At 38.9% G+C, this 17,870-nt stretch carries 10 protein-coding genes; all 10 read right to left on the reverse strand.

The window, feature by feature from the left end:
• Positions 1–7 precede the first annotated feature (7 nt).
• Positions 8–1,603 (reverse strand): phosphoenolpyruvate carboxykinase (ATP), encoded by a 1,596-nt coding sequence (gene pckA, locus NYR17_RS09370; protein WP_302505437.1) that lies wholly within the window; start codon positions 1,601–1,603, stop codon positions 8–10.
• Between the two features lie 127 nt (positions 1,604–1,730).
• Positions 1,731–2,633, reverse strand: a complete 903-nt coding sequence (locus NYR17_RS09375) for a GYDIA family GHMP kinase (RefSeq protein ID WP_302505438.1) — start codon at positions 2,631–2,633, stop codon at positions 1,731–1,733.
• A 131-nt stretch (positions 2,634–2,764) separates the two neighbouring features.
• Entirely contained in the window at positions 2,765–3,640 is an 876-nt protein-coding gene (gene fabD, locus NYR17_RS09380) for an ACP S-malonyltransferase (RefSeq protein WP_302505439.1), read from the reverse strand.
• A gap of 21 nt (positions 3,641–3,661) precedes the next feature.
• Positions 3,662–5,554 carry an amino acid ABC transporter substrate-binding protein gene (locus tag NYR17_RS09385; RefSeq protein WP_302505440.1) on the reverse strand — a complete coding sequence of 631 codons (1,893 nt, stop codon included), beginning with the start codon at positions 5,552–5,554 and terminating at the stop codon, positions 3,662–3,664.
• 36 nt (positions 5,555–5,590) lie between these two features.
• Positions 5,591–7,171 carry a bacillithiol biosynthesis cysteine-adding enzyme BshC gene (gene bshC, locus NYR17_RS09390; RefSeq protein ID WP_302505441.1) on the reverse strand — a complete coding sequence of 527 codons (1,581 nt, stop codon included), beginning with the start codon at positions 7,169–7,171 and terminating at the stop codon, positions 5,591–5,593.
• 24 nt (positions 7,172–7,195) lie between these two features.
• Positions 7,196–9,112 (reverse strand): putative porin, encoded by a 1,917-nt coding sequence (locus tag NYR17_RS09395; protein ID WP_302505442.1) that lies wholly within the window; start codon positions 9,110–9,112, stop codon positions 7,196–7,198.
• Positions 9,113–9,146: 34 nt separating this feature from the next.
• On the reverse strand, positions 9,147–10,595 hold the full coding sequence (locus tag NYR17_RS09400; protein ID WP_302505443.1) for a RagB/SusD family nutrient uptake outer membrane protein: 1,449 nt from the start codon (positions 10,593–10,595) through the stop codon (positions 9,147–9,149).
• Positions 10,596–10,607: 12 nt separating this feature from the next.
• Positions 10,608–13,421: a SusC/RagA family TonB-linked outer membrane protein gene (locus tag NYR17_RS09405; RefSeq protein ID WP_302505444.1), complete on the reverse strand. Its 2,814-nt coding sequence runs from the start codon at positions 13,419–13,421 to the stop codon at positions 10,608–10,610.
• Between the two features lie 277 nt (positions 13,422–13,698).
• On the reverse strand, positions 13,699–16,512 hold the full coding sequence (gene infB, locus NYR17_RS09410) for a translation initiation factor IF-2 (protein WP_302505445.1): 2,814 nt from the start codon (positions 16,510–16,512) through the stop codon (positions 13,699–13,701).
• Positions 16,513–16,623: 111 nt separating this feature from the next.
• The gene (gene nusA / locus NYR17_RS09415) at positions 16,624–17,856 is read right to left on the reverse strand and encodes a transcription termination factor NusA (RefSeq protein ID WP_302505446.1); all 1,233 of its coding nucleotides are present in this window, start codon (positions 17,854–17,856) and stop codon (positions 16,624–16,626) included.
• Positions 17,857–17,870: the final 14 nt, after the last annotated feature.

The raw sequence follows: 17,870 nt of genomic DNA on the forward strand, positions 1-17,870 counted from the left end.
TTATTTTTTATAACTGAGGTCCTGCAGCTACTAAAGCTTTACCTTCCTCAGTATCTGTATATTGCTCAAAGTTTTTAATGTATTTAGCTGCCAAAAATTTCGCTTTTTCTTCCCATTCAGAAGCATCAGCATAAGTGGCTCTTGGGTCTAAAATTCCTTCGGTCACATTCGGTAGTGATGTTGGATATTCTAAATTCATCACTGGGATCACTGCAGTTTCCGCTTTATCGATAGAACCATCTAAAATGGCATCAATAATCGCTCTGGTGTCTTTTAATGAAATTCTCTTACCCGTACCGTTCCAACCTGTATTAACTAAGTAGGCCTTGGCGCCGTGTTCTTTCATTTTGCCAATTAAAGTTTTAGAATACATAGTCGGGTGGAGGGATAAAAACGCCTCACCAAACGCTGGAGAGAAAGATGGTGTAGGCTCTGTAATGCCTCTTTCTGTACCTGCTAATTTAGAAGTATAACCGCAAAGGAAGTGGTACTGTGCCTGCTCATCTGTTAAAATAGATACTGGTGGCAATACCCCGAAAGCATCTGCAGAAAGGTAAATAATCTTTTTAGCGTGCCCTGCTTTAGATGGCAATACAATTTTATTGATATGATAAATTGGATAAGAAACTCTGGTATTTTCGGTAATAGAACCATCGGCAAAGTCTACTTTTCCGTCTTCTTTTACCACCACATTTTCAAGTAAAGCATCTCTCTTGATGGCTCTCCAAATATCTGGTTCTTTTTCTTCTGAAAGGTCAATCACTTTAGCATAGCAACCGCCCTCGTAGTTGAACACGCCATTATCATCCCAACCGTGCTCATCATCACCGATAAGGTATCTCTTAGGGTCAGCAGAAAGTGTGGTTTTCCCTGTTCCAGAAAGCCCGAAGAATACCGCTACATCGCCTTCTTCGCCTACATTGGCAGAACAGTGCATAGATGCCATACCTTTAAGCGGTAGGTAATAGTTCATCATAGAGAACATTCCTTTTTTCATCTCACCACCGTACCAAGTTCCACCGATGATTTGTGTTTTTTCGGTTAGGTTAAACATCACAAAATTTTCTGAATTGAGCCCTTGTGCTTCCCAGTTCGGGTTGGTCACTTTGGAGCCATTCATAACTAAAAAATCAGGCTCGCCGTAATGCTCTAATTCATAGTGAGATGGGCGGATGAACATATTGGTCACAAAATGCGCCTGCCACGCCACCTCCATTACAAATCTTACTTTTAATCTGGTATCGGGGTTGGTACCACAGAAAGTGTCTACCACATAAAGTTTTTTGTTAGAAAGCTCATCTGTAACCAATTTTTTACAGCTTTGGAAAACCTCATCTGTGGTTGGTCTATTGATTTTTCCATCCCACCAAATGGTATCTTCTGTGGTTTTATCTTTTACAATAAATCTGTCCTTTGGCGAGCGCCCTGTAAAAATTCCAGTTTTAACAGCTACAGCGCCAGAATCGGTTAATTCTCCTTTTTCAAAGCCTTGGTTAGCCTCGCTCATTTCATCTTGAAATAACCTTTCATAAGACGGATTATAAACGATTTCTGTCGGGTTTTTAATACCGTTTTTCTCTAAATACTGTCTGATTTTTTCCATAATATAAATAACTTAATAATTTTTTACTTTTTTTAGATTACAAATTTAATTATTCTTAAAGTTTAAAATCGGGTTAAATATAATGATATTCATCAGATAACGCAAGTTCATTACAAACCACTGAATATCAAAGAACTAAATCAGAATAAGCATAGGTTGTTGAAAATCCTTTTTGTTGAAAATAATCTTGATCACCAGAAAAAGTTCTCGTAAGCACAAAATCTCCACCCCAAGCGCCCAAACTTTTAACAAATACTGGACAGTCTGAAAACCAACGCTCTTTTACCGTTGGCATCCCTAATAAAGTGGATAGTTGAGCCTCGTGCGCCGTCATCAGTTCGGAAAAATCAGAAATAGAGCGGCTCTCCAACACCGATTGGGTCAGCTCTGAGAAAAAATCCACTTCTGCCTGTGTTTTCGCTCTATTTTTAAACCAACGAATGCCCTCGCGAGAATCTTGCTTTTGGTTGAGGTGTATCAATAATAATTCGTTTTTAAAATCTGGGGCAAACACCACGGGCGTTATCTGTCGTCCATTTTTAAGTTGATAGAGTATGGACTGCCCCAACATCGCTACTGCGACATCATAACCGCTGCCTCCTAAACTCAATTCGTTGAGTTGATAGGGATCTGCCTTTGCCCACTTCGCTAAATTTGCCATCAGCGTGGAGCTACTCCCCAAGCCATAATCGGCTGGAAATTCTAAGTTGGTTTTGAAACTGTACCTTCCGCCTTGCTGGAACACTTTAGGGGCTATTTTTTTCAAAGTTTGGAAAACTTTAAGCACGAAATACGCCGACTTTGGATGATTGGTGCGGAGGATGTCCTCATTTTGATAATCTATCTCCACGCTAAGCCACAACTGATTTTGATGATACGCCTGCCAAAGGAGAATAGGCTCTCGCTCTGGCTGATGTTCCACCTGTAGCGACTGCCCTAATTTTGTGGGAACAGCCAATGCCAATGCGCCTTCCAGCACCATATATTCCGAAGTGAGGAGCAACTTCCCCGAAGAAAAAAATGTTTCCATTGGACAAAAATAATGATTTTCTACCTCATAATTGATGAGCAACAGCCTTCCTCAGCCTAAATGGGCAAATATGGGATAAAATTGAAATAAAAAAAGCCTCTCTACGGTGGGTAAAGAAGCTTTGTTATGGGTTACATCGGTGAGGATACGCTCACCTCTGGATCTATTTTTTTTATCAGTCCTTGTAAAGTTTTGCCTGGTCCTACTTCTATAAAAGTGGTGGCGCCATCTTTAATCATATTTTGCACCGACTGTGTCCATTTTACAGGTCCTGTCAGCTGGGCAATAAGGTTTTTCTTAATTTCCGACTCATCTAAAACCGCCGTAGTGGTGATATTTTGATAAATAGGGAAACTGGCTTTTCTGAATCGGGTTTGCTCTATAGCCTCTGCCAGTTGGTCTTGTGCAGGCTTCATCAACGGCGAATGGAAAGCCCCATTAACAGGGAGTAGCAACGCTCTTTTAGCACCCGCTTCTTTCATTTTAACGCAAGCCTCTTCCACGGCTGGGGTTTCGCCAGAAATTACCAACTGCCCAGGGCAATTGTAATTGGCAGGCACCACAATGCCATCAATTTCTGCACAAATGGCTTCCACTTTGGTATCTTCTAAGCCCAAAATAGCCGCCATAGAAGAAGGATGGGCATCGCAGGCTTTTTGCATCGCCTCGGCTCTTTGAGCGACTAACTTCAAACCATCTTCAAAGGACAACACACCGCTTGCTACCAATGCCGAAAACTCGCCCAACGAGTGTCCTGCCACCATCTGAGTCCCCGTGGCATCTATGGCTTTTACCATCGCTACCGAGTGGATAAAGATAGCGGGTTGTGTTACTTTGGTTTGTTTTAAATCTTCATCTGTGCCAGAGAACATCATTTTCAAGATGTTAAATCCTAAAATATCGTTTGCGGATTCCATCATCTCTTTAATATCTTTACGGCTGTCGTAAAGTTCTTTCCCCATGCCTACAAACTGAGACCCCTGTCCTGGGAACACTAATGCTTTCATAATAATTGGTTGTTTTTATATTTACGGTAAAAGCCTTACCACGCGGTAACCTACATTCACATAGGCGCCGCCAGACTTCACGCGTTCAAATTCAAATTTGGTTGCTAACTGGGTTTGAGATTTACCCATTTGCTTGAAAATCTCGCCTTTAGCGTTCTCTCTGGAGAGCATATCATTCACAATATCAAAACCGATCACGGCGTATTTAGATGGTGCTTTGCAATATTTATTCTGATAAGCCTTAAGCACTTCTTTCTCAAAACTACCATCGGTATTAATTTTTCTGTCCATAATGTACACCAACGAGGCTTGGCTCAGCTCATCTACTTTCTTATCAAAAGATGGCGTGTAGAACATACTGAACGCCTTAATGCCTTTGGTTTCTTTGGCTAAATCTATGATTTTTGATGAAAATGCTGCACCCACAGCATCAGTATCATCGGCTAAAATAGCGATGACTGGTGCGCTCTGTCCCGTCATCATATTTTGCTCCAATGCGATCTCTGAAGGTTGAGCCACGATTTTAACCTCTGCATTTTTCAAGGTTTTTTGAAATTGGTTTTGGATATAGCGAGCATTGTCCTGCGACTTGCCTGCCACAATGTAAATTTTCTGATTAGAAAACGCCTCCTTAACCTCTTTTACAATCCTATCCGCATAGATGAGTTTATCCGTTTCCGCAATGATTAAATTACTGTAGTCATACATCTCTGGGCTGTTGGCAAACGGTGCCACCACAGGGATTTGGCTCTGTTTCACATAATCTAACACCTCTATCACATTGGATTTAAATAACGGTCCAATGATTAAATCGGTGTTTGCCGTGTTGATTTGCATTAAATTTTTCTTGAAAGAGCCTTCATTGCCAGCATCTATGATTCTGAAATCTAACTTCTGCCCCTTTGCGGCGTTCATCTCCACCGCCAATTTAGCCCCTGCCATAAAATCTGTGGATAGGCTTCTGTACTTCGCATCGCCTGTATCAAAACCGAAGGGCAACATCAGCACCACGCTAAGGGCATCTTCATTTTTCTTGATATACGCTGGGTTGAGTTTCTTTATTTTAAGCACCATTCCTGCTTTCAAGCCATCGGCAAGTTGAGGGTTGAGGCGCATCAATTCTTCTAAATCAACATCAAAACGGTTAAGAATTCCGAAAATGGTATCGCCACTTTGCACGGTATATGTCACATAATCATCTTGTGTACTTGTGGTGCTATAAGTCTGTTCTGGAGCGGCCTTGGTAGGTGCTGGCGCTTGGTTTTCAGCATATCTTACCTTAATCACATCGCCTACTTTTAGCCCTGTTTCTTCTAACCCTGGGTTGAGGGCGAATAAATCTTTTCGGCTGATTTTAAAACGGCGACTGATTTTATAATAATTGTCTTTTGGCTGCACTTGATATTCATCTGCACCAATGGGCCTTTGCTCCGAGGCTGGTTGCGTTTCCACAGGTTGCGTATTGACCTCTTCCGAAGTGATCGTAGTCACTGGTGTCTGCGCCCTTTGGTCAGCATATTGGTTGATTTTATCCAACGGCAAAGTCACTTCTTCACCGATTTTCATCTCTAAACGAGGGTTGAGCGCTCTAAGCTCCGCCTCCGAAATGTGGTACTGTCTCGTAATGCCATAAATGGTCTGTTTAGGCTGTAGGATAATGGTTCCTGTCTTCACCGAAGTGCTGGTTTTCGTAGGTTGTGCTGTGGTTTTGGCGGCGCCTTTCCCCACTTTAATGACTTGTCCTATTTGGAGTGTTCCGTCCTTAATTTCTGGATTGAGACGGTACAAATCTTGAAGCGAAAGTCCATATTTTCTGGAAATAGAATATGGGGTTTCCTTTTCCGAAACGGTATGTGTTTGAGCCTGCATCCAAAAGCTCAATAGAAAAAGCGGTGCTATCAATATTTTTTTCATCGTTCTAAAATAGACCACAAAAATACATTTTTCAGATTAAATAGCACAAACTATCAGCTCAGAATTATCAGCATTGAGCAATTGATAACAGGTTTGGAGCCATTTTTCGCCTTGATTTTTGTAAAATGTGCTGAAATTATACTGGCGCTCTTGCCACTGTTGGTTGGGTGAAATTTCTTCTTTTAGCCTTAATAGCCAGTCTAATTGCTCTGCATTTTTGAGGCGTTCAGCTTTTAGAAGGCGTTTTTTCATCCTTTCGTAAGTTTTCAGTTGGCGGGTTTCTTCGGCTTCTACTAAATTATAAAATGTTTTTTCAGTCAGAGCGGCTTGCGTTTTCAACTCATCAAAACCTTGTTGTAGCAAGCGTTGTTTTTCATCAATCAAAGTGGAAAGTGGCGTTGCATCCAATAGTTTTTGATTGAATAGCGCCTGAACATCGTTAAGGAAATCTTCCACCTGCCAGCCTGATTTTTCCACTTTTTTTGCTGTTTTCTCAGAAATAAACAACAAAGAATGGCGAGGTACCAAAGTTGGAAAATTAAGACCTGCCGCTTTAAAATAGTTCACCAGCTCCAGCCAATAAGCCACCTCAGCATTGCCGCCCACATAAGCAATATTGGGGAGTACCGTTTCCTGATAGGCAGGGCGGAGAAGGGCATTGGGACTAAAACGCTCTGGATAACGCTCTAATTCCAACATCATCTCTTCCTCCGAAAATTGAATTGGCGTATCCACAACATGGTAACCACTATTTGTTTTTTCTATTCTATTTCTCGTTTCCGATAGGTAGAATAAATTGATTTCTCGTGGATTAACCTGCACTTTGCCGTACTCTGCGGAGAGAAATTCTACAGTTTCGGTGGTGGTTTTCTCTAAAGTTTGATGCTGTAATTCCTCTTTGAAGAGCGGTATCATTTGGGTTTTGAGTTGTCGCTCATCGCCGTCTAACAAGAGTAAACCATACGCCGAAAAGAGCTCTTGAGCCAAAATTCTAATCGATTGGGTTAGTGTATTTTCTACACGATACACCCGCTGCATCCATTGTATTAAAGTCGCGCCCAAAGGTTCATCTTTAAAATCTTCCGCAAACTGCGCCACAAAATCTGGATGCTCCACTTTAATGCGCCCCACAGCACCACCCGCTTTGGCATTGAGCTCATAATAATGCTCTGGTGTTCTAAAATGGTTAATTTCCTCAAAATCATGATCTTCCGTTGCCATCCAAAATATCGGTACAAAATGATATTCTGGATAATAATTTTTAAGATATTCGCAAGTTTTAATGGTTTGTAATATCTTATAGATAAAAAACACGGGACCTGTAAATAAATTCAGCTGATGCCCTGTGGTTACTGTAAAAGTGTTGTCTTCCAACAATAAATCCAGGTGATTCTGTTGTAAATCTGAAAGCGGAATTCCTTGATATTGCTGGGTTATCACACGGTGTAGAACCTCCCGCTGTTGCGGTGTGTAGAATTTTGATTTGTTTTGTATCGTGGATTTTATCGTGTCTAAATTGAAGCGATAAGGCTCAAAATCTTCCCACCGACCATTTAAGAAATCTTTAATAATCGGGGGAATACTTTGGATATTTTGAAAAGGAATGCGTGTGACCATCAATAGTTAATTTTTCTCTTAGTTTTAATAAAACAAATACCATACAATGCCCAAATTTAAACGAAAATCCGTAATGGGATAATAGGGGGCGGTATAAGATTGATTTTTCATAAAAGTGGTGTTAAAATGCTGTGCCTCAGCGTAAATCAGCATTCTTTTCACTTTCATATTAAAGTAAGCACTCGCAATGGGCTGCCCACCTATGCTGTAACTTTGAGCGTTAGGAAGTCCAAATTCATTAAGCATAGGGAGATAAACTCGGGAGTTGAATTTTGAAAAATAGTAGATCTTAAGCCCTGTTTGGATATCGGCAGCCTTTTTAAATGCTGGCGTTTGGAAGTAGAAATGTAACCGCCCAATAAAATTCGGCATTGGGAATAAATCTGTATTAGACAGCGCCGACTGCACCAAAATCTTCGGATTTAAGTGAAATTTGCCATATTTGAGCGTCGTTTCGCCTCCAATTTGAGAAATATTAAGCGCTGTTCCGCTCTGTTGTGGCTGCCCCAGAGCATCAAAATAAGTGTAGTGGTCTACCCTAAAATATTTTGCAGACACTTGTGTACCCCACCATTTGAGCTTCAACCTACCGCCAATTTCTAAGGTATTTTCATTTTTAAAATCGGTGAGTTGGTAGTTGAAATTCTCATATGGCGAGCTATTGACCAACGCATTAAAACTGGGTGCCACTGACTGGAAATTAGCCTCTGCATCTAAAAAATAATCTTTAATCGGTTCAAAACTAAGCGCATTTGCCGTTCTCAAATAGGTTCCAAAAGCGTTCCCCTTAGAAAATTCCAAGAAGGAATTCAGCCGTAATTTGTCCCAAAGATTGATATCCAAATGCCCCACAGCTCCCAAGCGATTTTCCTGCATCAACTGGTCTTTGAGTGGGTTGGTCGTTCCCAATTGCAAGTGCTGATGGCGCAGCCCTGCATCTAATTTAAATCGGGGATCATCCCAAAGTAAACTCACGGTATTGCTTAGATTTTCTGAATATTTTCGGCTCCCCAAAGGCATTCCTGATAGCACTTGCCCTCCGCCTTGATTCTGCCAATACGCCTCCGCTGTGGAGAGGTTAAAATCGTATTTGTTGCCTTGATGATAAATGGTATGCCTCAGTTTAAACGGAAATTTTTCGCTACTCAATGGGCGGAATTCGTGGCTGTAATAATATCTTCTGTATGAAAATCGGCTATCTGATGCCGAGAGATTGACCTCTAAATTTTCTCTATTTTTAAAGCGAGAATCGTTAAGAAACTGGTCTAAACTGTTGATGCCGCCATTTTCTTCCGCATTGATATTCTGATGGGTGTAGTGGGCGTAGGCTTCATATTTTTTATTTTTGGAAAGGTAGTGGGCGGAAATCGTAAAGCGGTTATTTGCCGCCAAACTTCGGCGATAGAAGCCCTTGGAACGCAAACCTGAATATTCTACTGCAAAATTGAAATTTTGCCCTATATTTTGGGTATAAGTGGATTGGAGAGCGCCGCCATTGTTCACGCCATTGTGGTAAACAAAGGCTGTGGTAGGCGTTTTCACATCGTAATAAAGGATGTCATCAATGTCTTTAATAATGTGGAATTTATTGGTGGGCAATAGGTTTAAATTCTGTTCTTCATTGGTGCTAAATACCAAATCCTGAAAGCCTAAACCGATATTTAAAAACGGAATTTTCCCAAAATTGTCCTGATTATTATACTGGGTAAAGCGCTCATATTGGTTGATGGTAAAAGCGGTATCAAAGGTTTTATAGTTACCGAGCCTTGTTTTAAATTGGTAATCTTGGGCGGTTGGGATGAAAACGACCGTAGAATCTCGGCGCCCGCTATCCACCACCAACGAGTCTTCGTTTAGTTTTGTATTACCATCTGCAGATCTTAAAACCTGCGCTTTAATATTGGAAATCCACAATAGTAGGATAAAAAAAATGTACCTCATAATGATTTTATGAGGTACAAATTTAGGGAAAATATTAATATCCAGGATTCTGCTTTAGATCCTTATTAATATTTATTTCACTCTGAGGGATTGGCCATTGCCAGTAGTTAGATGAAGCTGGTAAATTTTGTTTACTGTTTGGATTACCAGACCCATCAGCATAAGGTCCTTTACCACTTCTTTGTACTGAAAGACCTAATCTCTTAAGTGTATAGAATCTATCTGCCTCAAAAGCTAACTCTAATCTTCTTTCTTTCAAAATTGCATCTAGTAAATCATTACCTGACTCATTACCTATAGTATAATTTTGATACCTATTAGTTCTTAATGCATTAAGCATCTCTAATGCTAATTGAGCATCTCCTTTTCTATAAGCCGCTTCTGCTACATTTAAATACACCTCTGCGGTTCTTAGATATTTTACATCAACCACATTATCTGGTCTATTTTGTCCCGCATTCTGATACTTAACTACAACATTATAGCTATTGTTATTATATACAGTAGTTTTAATATATGTAGATTTTCTAACATCATCATTACTGTACATATCATACAAATCCTTTTCTACGGCATACTCTGCTTTTATTCCTTTTTTGCCAAAATCTTGTTGAAATACAGTACCTACGCCAATATTATCTAATAGTGAATTACTAAACTTCAACAATACTCCTGTAGCGTCATCCTCTGTGAAAATTTTATTAAAAGAATTCAATGAGCCTGGATCATCAACAATAGCAAGAGATTTCTTACCTGCTTCAATAGCCTTATCGTATTCTCCCATATACAAATATACTCTAGATAATAACCCTAATACAGCTTCCTTAGTGAATCTATTTTTATCAGGAGACTTTATTGTAAGGTGTTCTGCTGCAAACTCTAAGTCAGAAACTATCTTCTCATATACTTGAGAAACATTTAAGTCTCTAGTAGTATATGTCTCAGGAGCAAACTCTGTCAGATAAGCAATCCCTAAAGAAGCATTAGCATCTGAAGATTGAGTAGGTATTTTACAATAGGATCTTACAATATCAAAATGCCATAAAGCTCTTAGAGCTCTCGCCTCAGCTTCTACATTTGTTCTAAACTCTCCCGTGGGTAGATTATTTAAATATTTTAGGACTGTATTAGCTCTATTAACAGAAAGATAAGCATTTGTGTATACCCCTGTTACTCCTGCGTTAGTAGGAGTTATATTCCAAACATATGTAGAAGAATTAGAATATCTCCCATCTGGAGATAAGATTAAGTTATCCGTAAATATATCCGTAATACCTAATAAATTGCCTGTATCTCCAGAATAATTAAGTCTACCCTGTGCATATGAAGATAAAAGCGCCCCTGTAAAATTACTTGGATCCTGAAAAGCAACTTCATCATTTACTTTAGAGTATGAGTTTTGGTCTAATTCTCTATCACAAGATACCGATATTAATGATAAAGGTATTGCTAGTAATGCTATTTTTATTATATTTTTATTCATTTTTCTATGTTTTTAAAAGTTTATTTCAACCCCAAAAGTATATATTTTAGTTGTAGGGTAAGTATACAATGTATAAGCATTAGGGATAAAAGGTGTTTTAGATTCACCTGAACCGATAGAAACCTCTGGATCACCTTGGAATTTTGTCCAAGTTACAAGGTTTTGCCCTTGTACAAATACTCTTACAGATGATAATGGTAACGCTTCTCCCCAATTTTTTTTATCAAATGTATATCCTAAGTTAAGAGATCTTAGCCTTAAATAATCTGACTTTTGTAAAAAGTAGTCTGAACCATAAAGACCGTCTGAAGTTGGTTTTGGAAGAACATTGGTATCCCCTTTATTTCTCCAAAAGTTAATAGCCTCTACAGCTTTATTTGAATTATACTGAGCAGGATCCAACCTGTCTAACGCTTGATTATTATATGTGTATCCTCCTAATTTATAGACAAAATCTGCACTTAGATCAAACCCTTTATAAGATATAGATGTTCCAAAACCTCCAAACCATTTTGGCGCAGGGCTTTTCCCTTCTATTACTTGTCTATCTCTAGATGAATAAACATTTGTCACTCGTCCATTCTCTGTATCTTTTATAACTTCAGAGGCAGAAACTTTATCATTTACATCTCTATTAGTATAATAAAGCATATCTCCTGTCTCTGGATCTACACCAGCATTTCTAACTAAATAGAATAAATAAGGAGTTTCTCCTACTTTTAAAATATTATTACCTACTATCCTCTCTTTTTCATCATCTGTTGCAAGACGGTTTAGTTTATTTTTAACAGCTGATGTATTTAAATTGATAGACCAGTTAAATCCTTTTTTTCTAATAACATCTAATGCTAATGCAATCTCTATTCCTTCATTTACTAACTCTCCCGTGTTTTCATATCTTCTATAACCATTAGGGAGATTTACTAATTGAATGAAATCTGATCTTTTATTTCTAAAAACTTCTACTGCTCCAGAAATTCTATCTTTATATATACCAAAGTCTAATCCCAAGTTAGTAATATTCACTTTTTCCCATTTTAAATCTGGGTTACCTAATGTTGTTGTGATATAAGTCGTTGAAGCTTGACCATATCTGCCAAAAGCGACATATGATTTATTTTGATAGTTTCCTAATGAAGCATCATTTCCAGAAATACCATAAGATGCTCTAAGTTTTAAACTATTAAAAGGGGTATTATCCATAAAAGACTCTCTCGCAACATTCCATGCTGCACTACCACTCCAAAATACTCCTTTCTGATTATTTAATCCAAATCTAGAACTTCCATCCTGTCTAATAGCTCCTGTTAGTATATATTTTTTGTCATATGAATAATCTACTAATAAAGCCATACCCAATCTTCTTTCTTCCTCGCGGCTTCCTCCTATAGCTGTAGGAGTATTCATGTTATCTAAATAATCAAAAATATCGGTCTTATATCCCTTTCCTGCAGCATATAGATCAGTCATATGAATAGAATTAAATTCATAAAACGCTGTTGCATTAATATTATTTAATCCAAATGATTTAGTATAATCCAATCTATTCAAAAAGGTATAGTTAAACCAATTTGTTTTTCTCTGATTCATTGCTCCTCCTAATTTAAGGATTTGGTCTAAATATGAATCTTTTTTGGTTATATTTTTTCTATTTAAATCATTATATGTTGCTGCAAACTGAGATCTAAAGGTTAGTCCTTCTAAAATCTGGTATTCTGCAAATGCTACACCATTAATTCTTAAATTACTTCCAACGGATGTATTAGTTTGTAAAGCCTCTAATATAGGAAAACCAACCGTTGTTGGGTTATAACTTCCATCAGAATCAAATACTTTCTCATAAGGATTAGCTTGATAAGCAAATACAAAAGGGTTTTGTGCATTATAACGATCACGCTGATTTGCTACTTCTTGGTATTGAACAGAAGAATTAACCCCTACCTTTAGTTTATCTGATAGTTTATTTTCAAAATTAAACCTCCCTGTATATCTTTTTAACCCATCTAAATATTTAACAATACCTGTATCTTCGTCATATCCTAATGAGTAGAAAAATCTATTTTTATCATTTCCTCCAGAAGCGTTTAATAAATACGAAGAAATAAAAGAAGATCTTAAAATTTCATCCTCCCAGTTAGTGTTAATAGCCTTTGCCTCAGCTTCTGTTAAACCTAAAGCCAAATAATTCTGCGAATTACTAATATACGGTGCAAGGGCATTTTCATAATCTACTTTCTGAGACGAATTCATCATCTCAAAATTTAGTTCTTTATCCGAAATTTTATGAGCCGTACCTATTTTTGTAGTAAAGGAATACCTTGTTTTTCCCTTCCCTAATTTAGTGGTTACTACAATTACTCCATTAGCACCTCTAGAACCATATTGAGCTGTGGCTGCTGCATCCTTAAGGATAACCTGACTTTCCACTTCTGATGGAGATAATGCATTATATTGAGCTAACGATACATAATTACCATCTATCACAATTAGTGGCGGAGTATTAGAGAGGTTTCCTACTCCACGAATACTAATATTACCTGTATCTCCTGGTTTACCTGAAGAAGTTTGTACAAGTACCCCTGTTGCTTTCCCCTGTAACATATTCGACATAGATAGCGTAGGTGATTGTTTAGCTAAATCCTTAGCTGTAATAGTAGAAACTGCTTGTGCAATATCTGCCTTATCAGTTTTTCTATACCCCACCATTACCACCTCTTCGATGTCTTTGGTTTTAACGGTATCGTTTTTAGTTTTTTGTGCTACTACGCTTTGGGCGCCTAAAAAGAAAACCGCTCCAGCCGTTAGCACTCTTAATTTCACATTCATATTAACAAATTTTAATATTATACCCTACAAAAATGTTAATAAATTTTAACATAACCAAATAAAAACCGTTATTTCTATGTTAACTTTGGTTTTTAAAGATACAAAACACCGCAATAAAATAACAAAAAAAACACTAAAAATCAATACGTTAAAAACAATTAACATTTATTAACACTATTGATAAATACTTTTCAATTTAGAATCATTATAAACAAAATCGGCTCTGAAAAATCTTCAGAACCGATTATTAATTTACTCAGAAACTGAGCACATAACGCTATTTCAGTTTCTTTTTAACGGCTACTTCTTCATAAACTTCTAAAATATCGCCGATTTCTATATCATTATAACCTTTGAGGTTCAGACCGCACTCATAGCCTTTGGTGACCTCTCTTACATCATCTTTGAAGCGTTTTAAGCTCTCCAACTCGCCGTCGTATTTTACGATGCCATCTCTAAGCAATCTGATTTTAGAGTTTCGGGTTACCTTACCACTCAGCACCATACAACCTGCAATGGAGCCGACTTTAGAAATCTTAAACACCTCTCTAATCTCTACATTACCAATCACTTGCTCTCTGATTTCTGGCGACAACATCCCTTCCATCGCTTCTTTCACATCATCTATTGCATCGTAGATTACGGAGTAAGTTCTGATTTCTATTTCCTCTTTATCGGCTAAGTCTTTGGCATTGGCACCAGCTCTTACATTAAAGCCGATTACCACCGCATCTGATGCTGTTGCCAACAAGATGTCGCTTTCCGTAATTTGTCCCACGCCTTTGTGAAGAATGTTGATTTGGATTTCTTCCGTAGAAAGTCTTTGGAGCATATCTGACAATGCCTCCACAGAGCCGTCCACATCCCCTTTCAAGATGATATTAAGCTCCTTAAAGTCGCCTAAGGCAATTCTTCTACCGATTTCATCTAAGGTTAAGTGCTTCTTAGTTCTGATAGACTGTTCACGCTGAAGCTGTTCACGCTTATTGGCAATGGTTTTGGCTTCCTTCTCATCATCATAGATTTTGAATTTGTCCCCTGCAGTAGGTGCGCCATCTAAACCGAGAATGGTCACAGGAATGGAAGGTCCCGCTTCTGCCATATTTTTGCCTCGTTCATCCAGCATCGCCTTCACTTTACCATGGTTTTTACCTGCCAATACATAGTCGCCGACTTTAAGCGTTCCTGCTTGCACCAGCATAGTTGCCACATAGCCTCGCCCTTTATCCAAAGAGGCTTCTATAACCACCCCTTGGGCATTTTTGTTCGGATTGGCTTTGAGCTCTAATAACTCGGCTTGTATCAATACTTTTTCTAAAAGCAAGTCTACATTATTACCAAATTTAGCTGATATTTCTTGAGATTGGACATTACCGCCCCATTCTTCCACGAGAATATTCATCGCTGAAAGTTGCTCTCTGATTTTATCAGGGTTGGCATTCGGTTTATCCACTTTATTGAGGGCGATAATCATAGGAACGCCTGCCGCTTGCGCGTGAGAAATGGCTTCCTTAGTTTGTGGCATCACATCATCATCCGCTGCAATAACGATGATGGCGATATCCGTAACTTGCGCCCCTCTGGCTCTCATCGCGGTAAACGCCTCGTGACCAGGTGTATCTAAGAAAGTAATACGCTCGCCGTTCTCTAACTTCACATTATAAGCGCCGATGTGCTGCGTAATTCCGCCCGATTCACCCGCGATAACATTGGTTTTTCTGATGTAGTCCAAGAGGGAAGTTTTACCGTGGTCCACATGCCCCATTACCGTAACGATAGGCGCACGAGGAAGTAAATCTTCAGGGTTATCCATCTCATCTTCAGCAGCTTCATCAGTAAGGTCGGCATCTGCAAATTCGATCTGATATCCGAATTCTTCTGCCACCAAAGTGAGCGTATCCGCTTCTAAGCGCTGGTTCATCGTTACCATAACGCCTAATGAGAAACACGCCGAAATCACCTCGGTTGGAGAGACATTCATCAAACTTGCCAACTCACTTACCGTGATAAACTCAGTGACTTTGAGGGTTTTATCCATTGCTGCCAATTCTTCTTGCTCGGCATCTAACTCTCTTCTCTGAACTCTTTTTTCTTTTCTATACTTAGCCGACTTAGATTTACCACCCTTGTTGGTCAGCTTCTCTAAAGTCTCCTTAATTTGATTTTTTACCTGCTCTTCTGTGAGCTCCACAGGCATTGTTTTCTCATTGCGCTTTTTCTTACCGCCACGCGTTCTGCCTGCATCATTTTTCTTATTGACAGGTTTTGGCTTGTTTTGGTTGGTGCTATTGGCATTGCCATCGGCTGGTTTTGCCTCGCCTGCTGGGGTAATTCTCTTTCTTTTCTTTTTCTTTTTAGGACGCGTCTCAAACTGGGAGAGGTCTACTTTCTCTTTAAGAATTTTAGGACCTTCCAGCTTCTGGTAGTTGGTCTCGATTTTCTGTGGTTCCTCTACTGCAGGCGTTTCTGCCACTGGTGCAGGCTGCTCGGTCTTAGGCGCCTCTTTTGATGCTTCTACTTTTTCAACCTTTTCTTTTTTAGGTTGAGCCTCGGCTTCTTTCTTCGGTTGTGGCTCAGTTTTAGCCGCCGTTTCCTTAGCCGATTTTTTGGCTGGTTTCTTCTTAGAAGGCTCCAATTGAGAAATATCAATCTGTCCCAATACTTTAAGCTCTTGCTTGGCTTCCTCCTTCTCTACTGGCTCTTCGGCAGGCTTTGCCTCTTCCTCTTTTTTAGGGGCAGGTGTTTCTTGCACGGGCTCAGTAGGTGCGTCTTGGTTCAGGTTGATTTTTCCTAAAATTTTAGGTTGTTCTGGTTTTTCAGTCGATTTGGCTCTTATAACCTCAGGGGCTTTCTCTTCTTTAAGTTCTATTTTTTCTTCAGGAACTTTAGAGATGACCACCTCATTAGATGCTTTTTTCTGTTCTCCATCTTTTTTGAACTCAGCTTCTAATGCAGAATATGCCTCTGGTGCTAATAGAGCATTAGGGTTACTCTCTATCTCTATCCCCTTAGATGCTAAAAATTCTACGGCACGAGGGATGGAAATATTAAGTTCCTTAACTGCTTTATTTAATCTAATATTTTTTGGCATAATATTTTTTTATCGGCATTGAGTTTTGGAACTCTTTGCACTAATTTAATTATAATGTTAATGGTTTTGTTCTAAATCTTCAAAGCGCTCTCTGCTTTGGTTATGATAAGGCTATTCAAATTCTTCGCGGAGAATTCTCTTCACCTCATCTATGGTTTCTTCCTCTAAATCGGTTAGGCGGATTAGGGTTTCATTATCCTTGGTAATCACGCTTTTTGCTGTGTCTAAACCTACTTTTTTAAAGGTTTCTATCACCCAAGTTTCTATCTCATCACGGAATTCATCAAGGTCTACATCCTCATCTTCGGCGCCTTCTCTGTACACATCAATTTCATAATCGGTTAGCCAAGACGCCAACTTGATGTTTTGCCCTTGTTTTCCGATGATTTTTGCGATCTCGTCTGATGGCGTGTACACCAATGCACGGGCTTCTTCTGGCTCTACTTCTATCTTATTGATGGTCACATTCCCCAAGGCTCTTTTAACCAAAATTTCTGGATTTTTAGACCATTGGATCACATCAATATTTTCGTTTCTGAGCTCTCTAACTACCCCGTGAATTCTGGAACCTTTAACGCCCACACAAGCGCCCACAGGGTCTATTCTATCATCATAAGCATCTACCGCGATTTTCGCTTTCTCCCCTGGAATTCTTACGGCTTTTTTCAAAATAATCGTACCATCTTGAATTTCTGGAATTTCTAATTCCAATAGCCTTTCTAAGAATTTCGGCGATACTCTGGATACCGTGATTTGTGGCTTAGAACCTTTGAAATCAACACTTTCTATCACCGCTCTCACGCTATCTCCTTTTCTAAAGAAGTCCGCAGGAATTTGTTTTTCTTTTGGCAAAATGTACTCATTGCCATCTTCATCTAACAAAATCACATGCTTATAGCGGATGTGGTGGATCTCGCCAACCATAATCTCGCCTATTCTGTCTTTAAATTGTTCGTAAAGATGGGCATTATAATGCTCTTGGATTTTGGTGGCTAAAATCTGTTTCAGGGTTAAAATATTCCTTCTCTCTAACTGAGAAACTTTAATTTCTTGCGTAAACTCCTCGCCCACCTCAAATGTAGGATCGGTTTTGCGAGCTTCGGAGATTTCAATTTCTAAATCATCATCTTCGGACATATCATCTTCCACCACAGTTTTATTTAGAAATATCTGGAAATCACCTTTATCTGGATTCACAATCACATCAAAATGGTCGTCAGAATCATATCTTTTTCTAAGAAACACTTTTAGGGCGTCTTCAATAATTGCCATTAGGTCTATCTTGCTAATGTTTTTTTCGTCCTTAAAATCTGTAAATGCTTCTATTAAAGCTAAATTATCCATTTATATTTATGTTT

Source organism: Riemerella columbina (assembly GCF_030517065.1).
Lineage (GTDB): Bacteria > Bacteroidota > Bacteroidia > Flavobacteriales > Weeksellaceae > Riemerella > Riemerella columbina_A.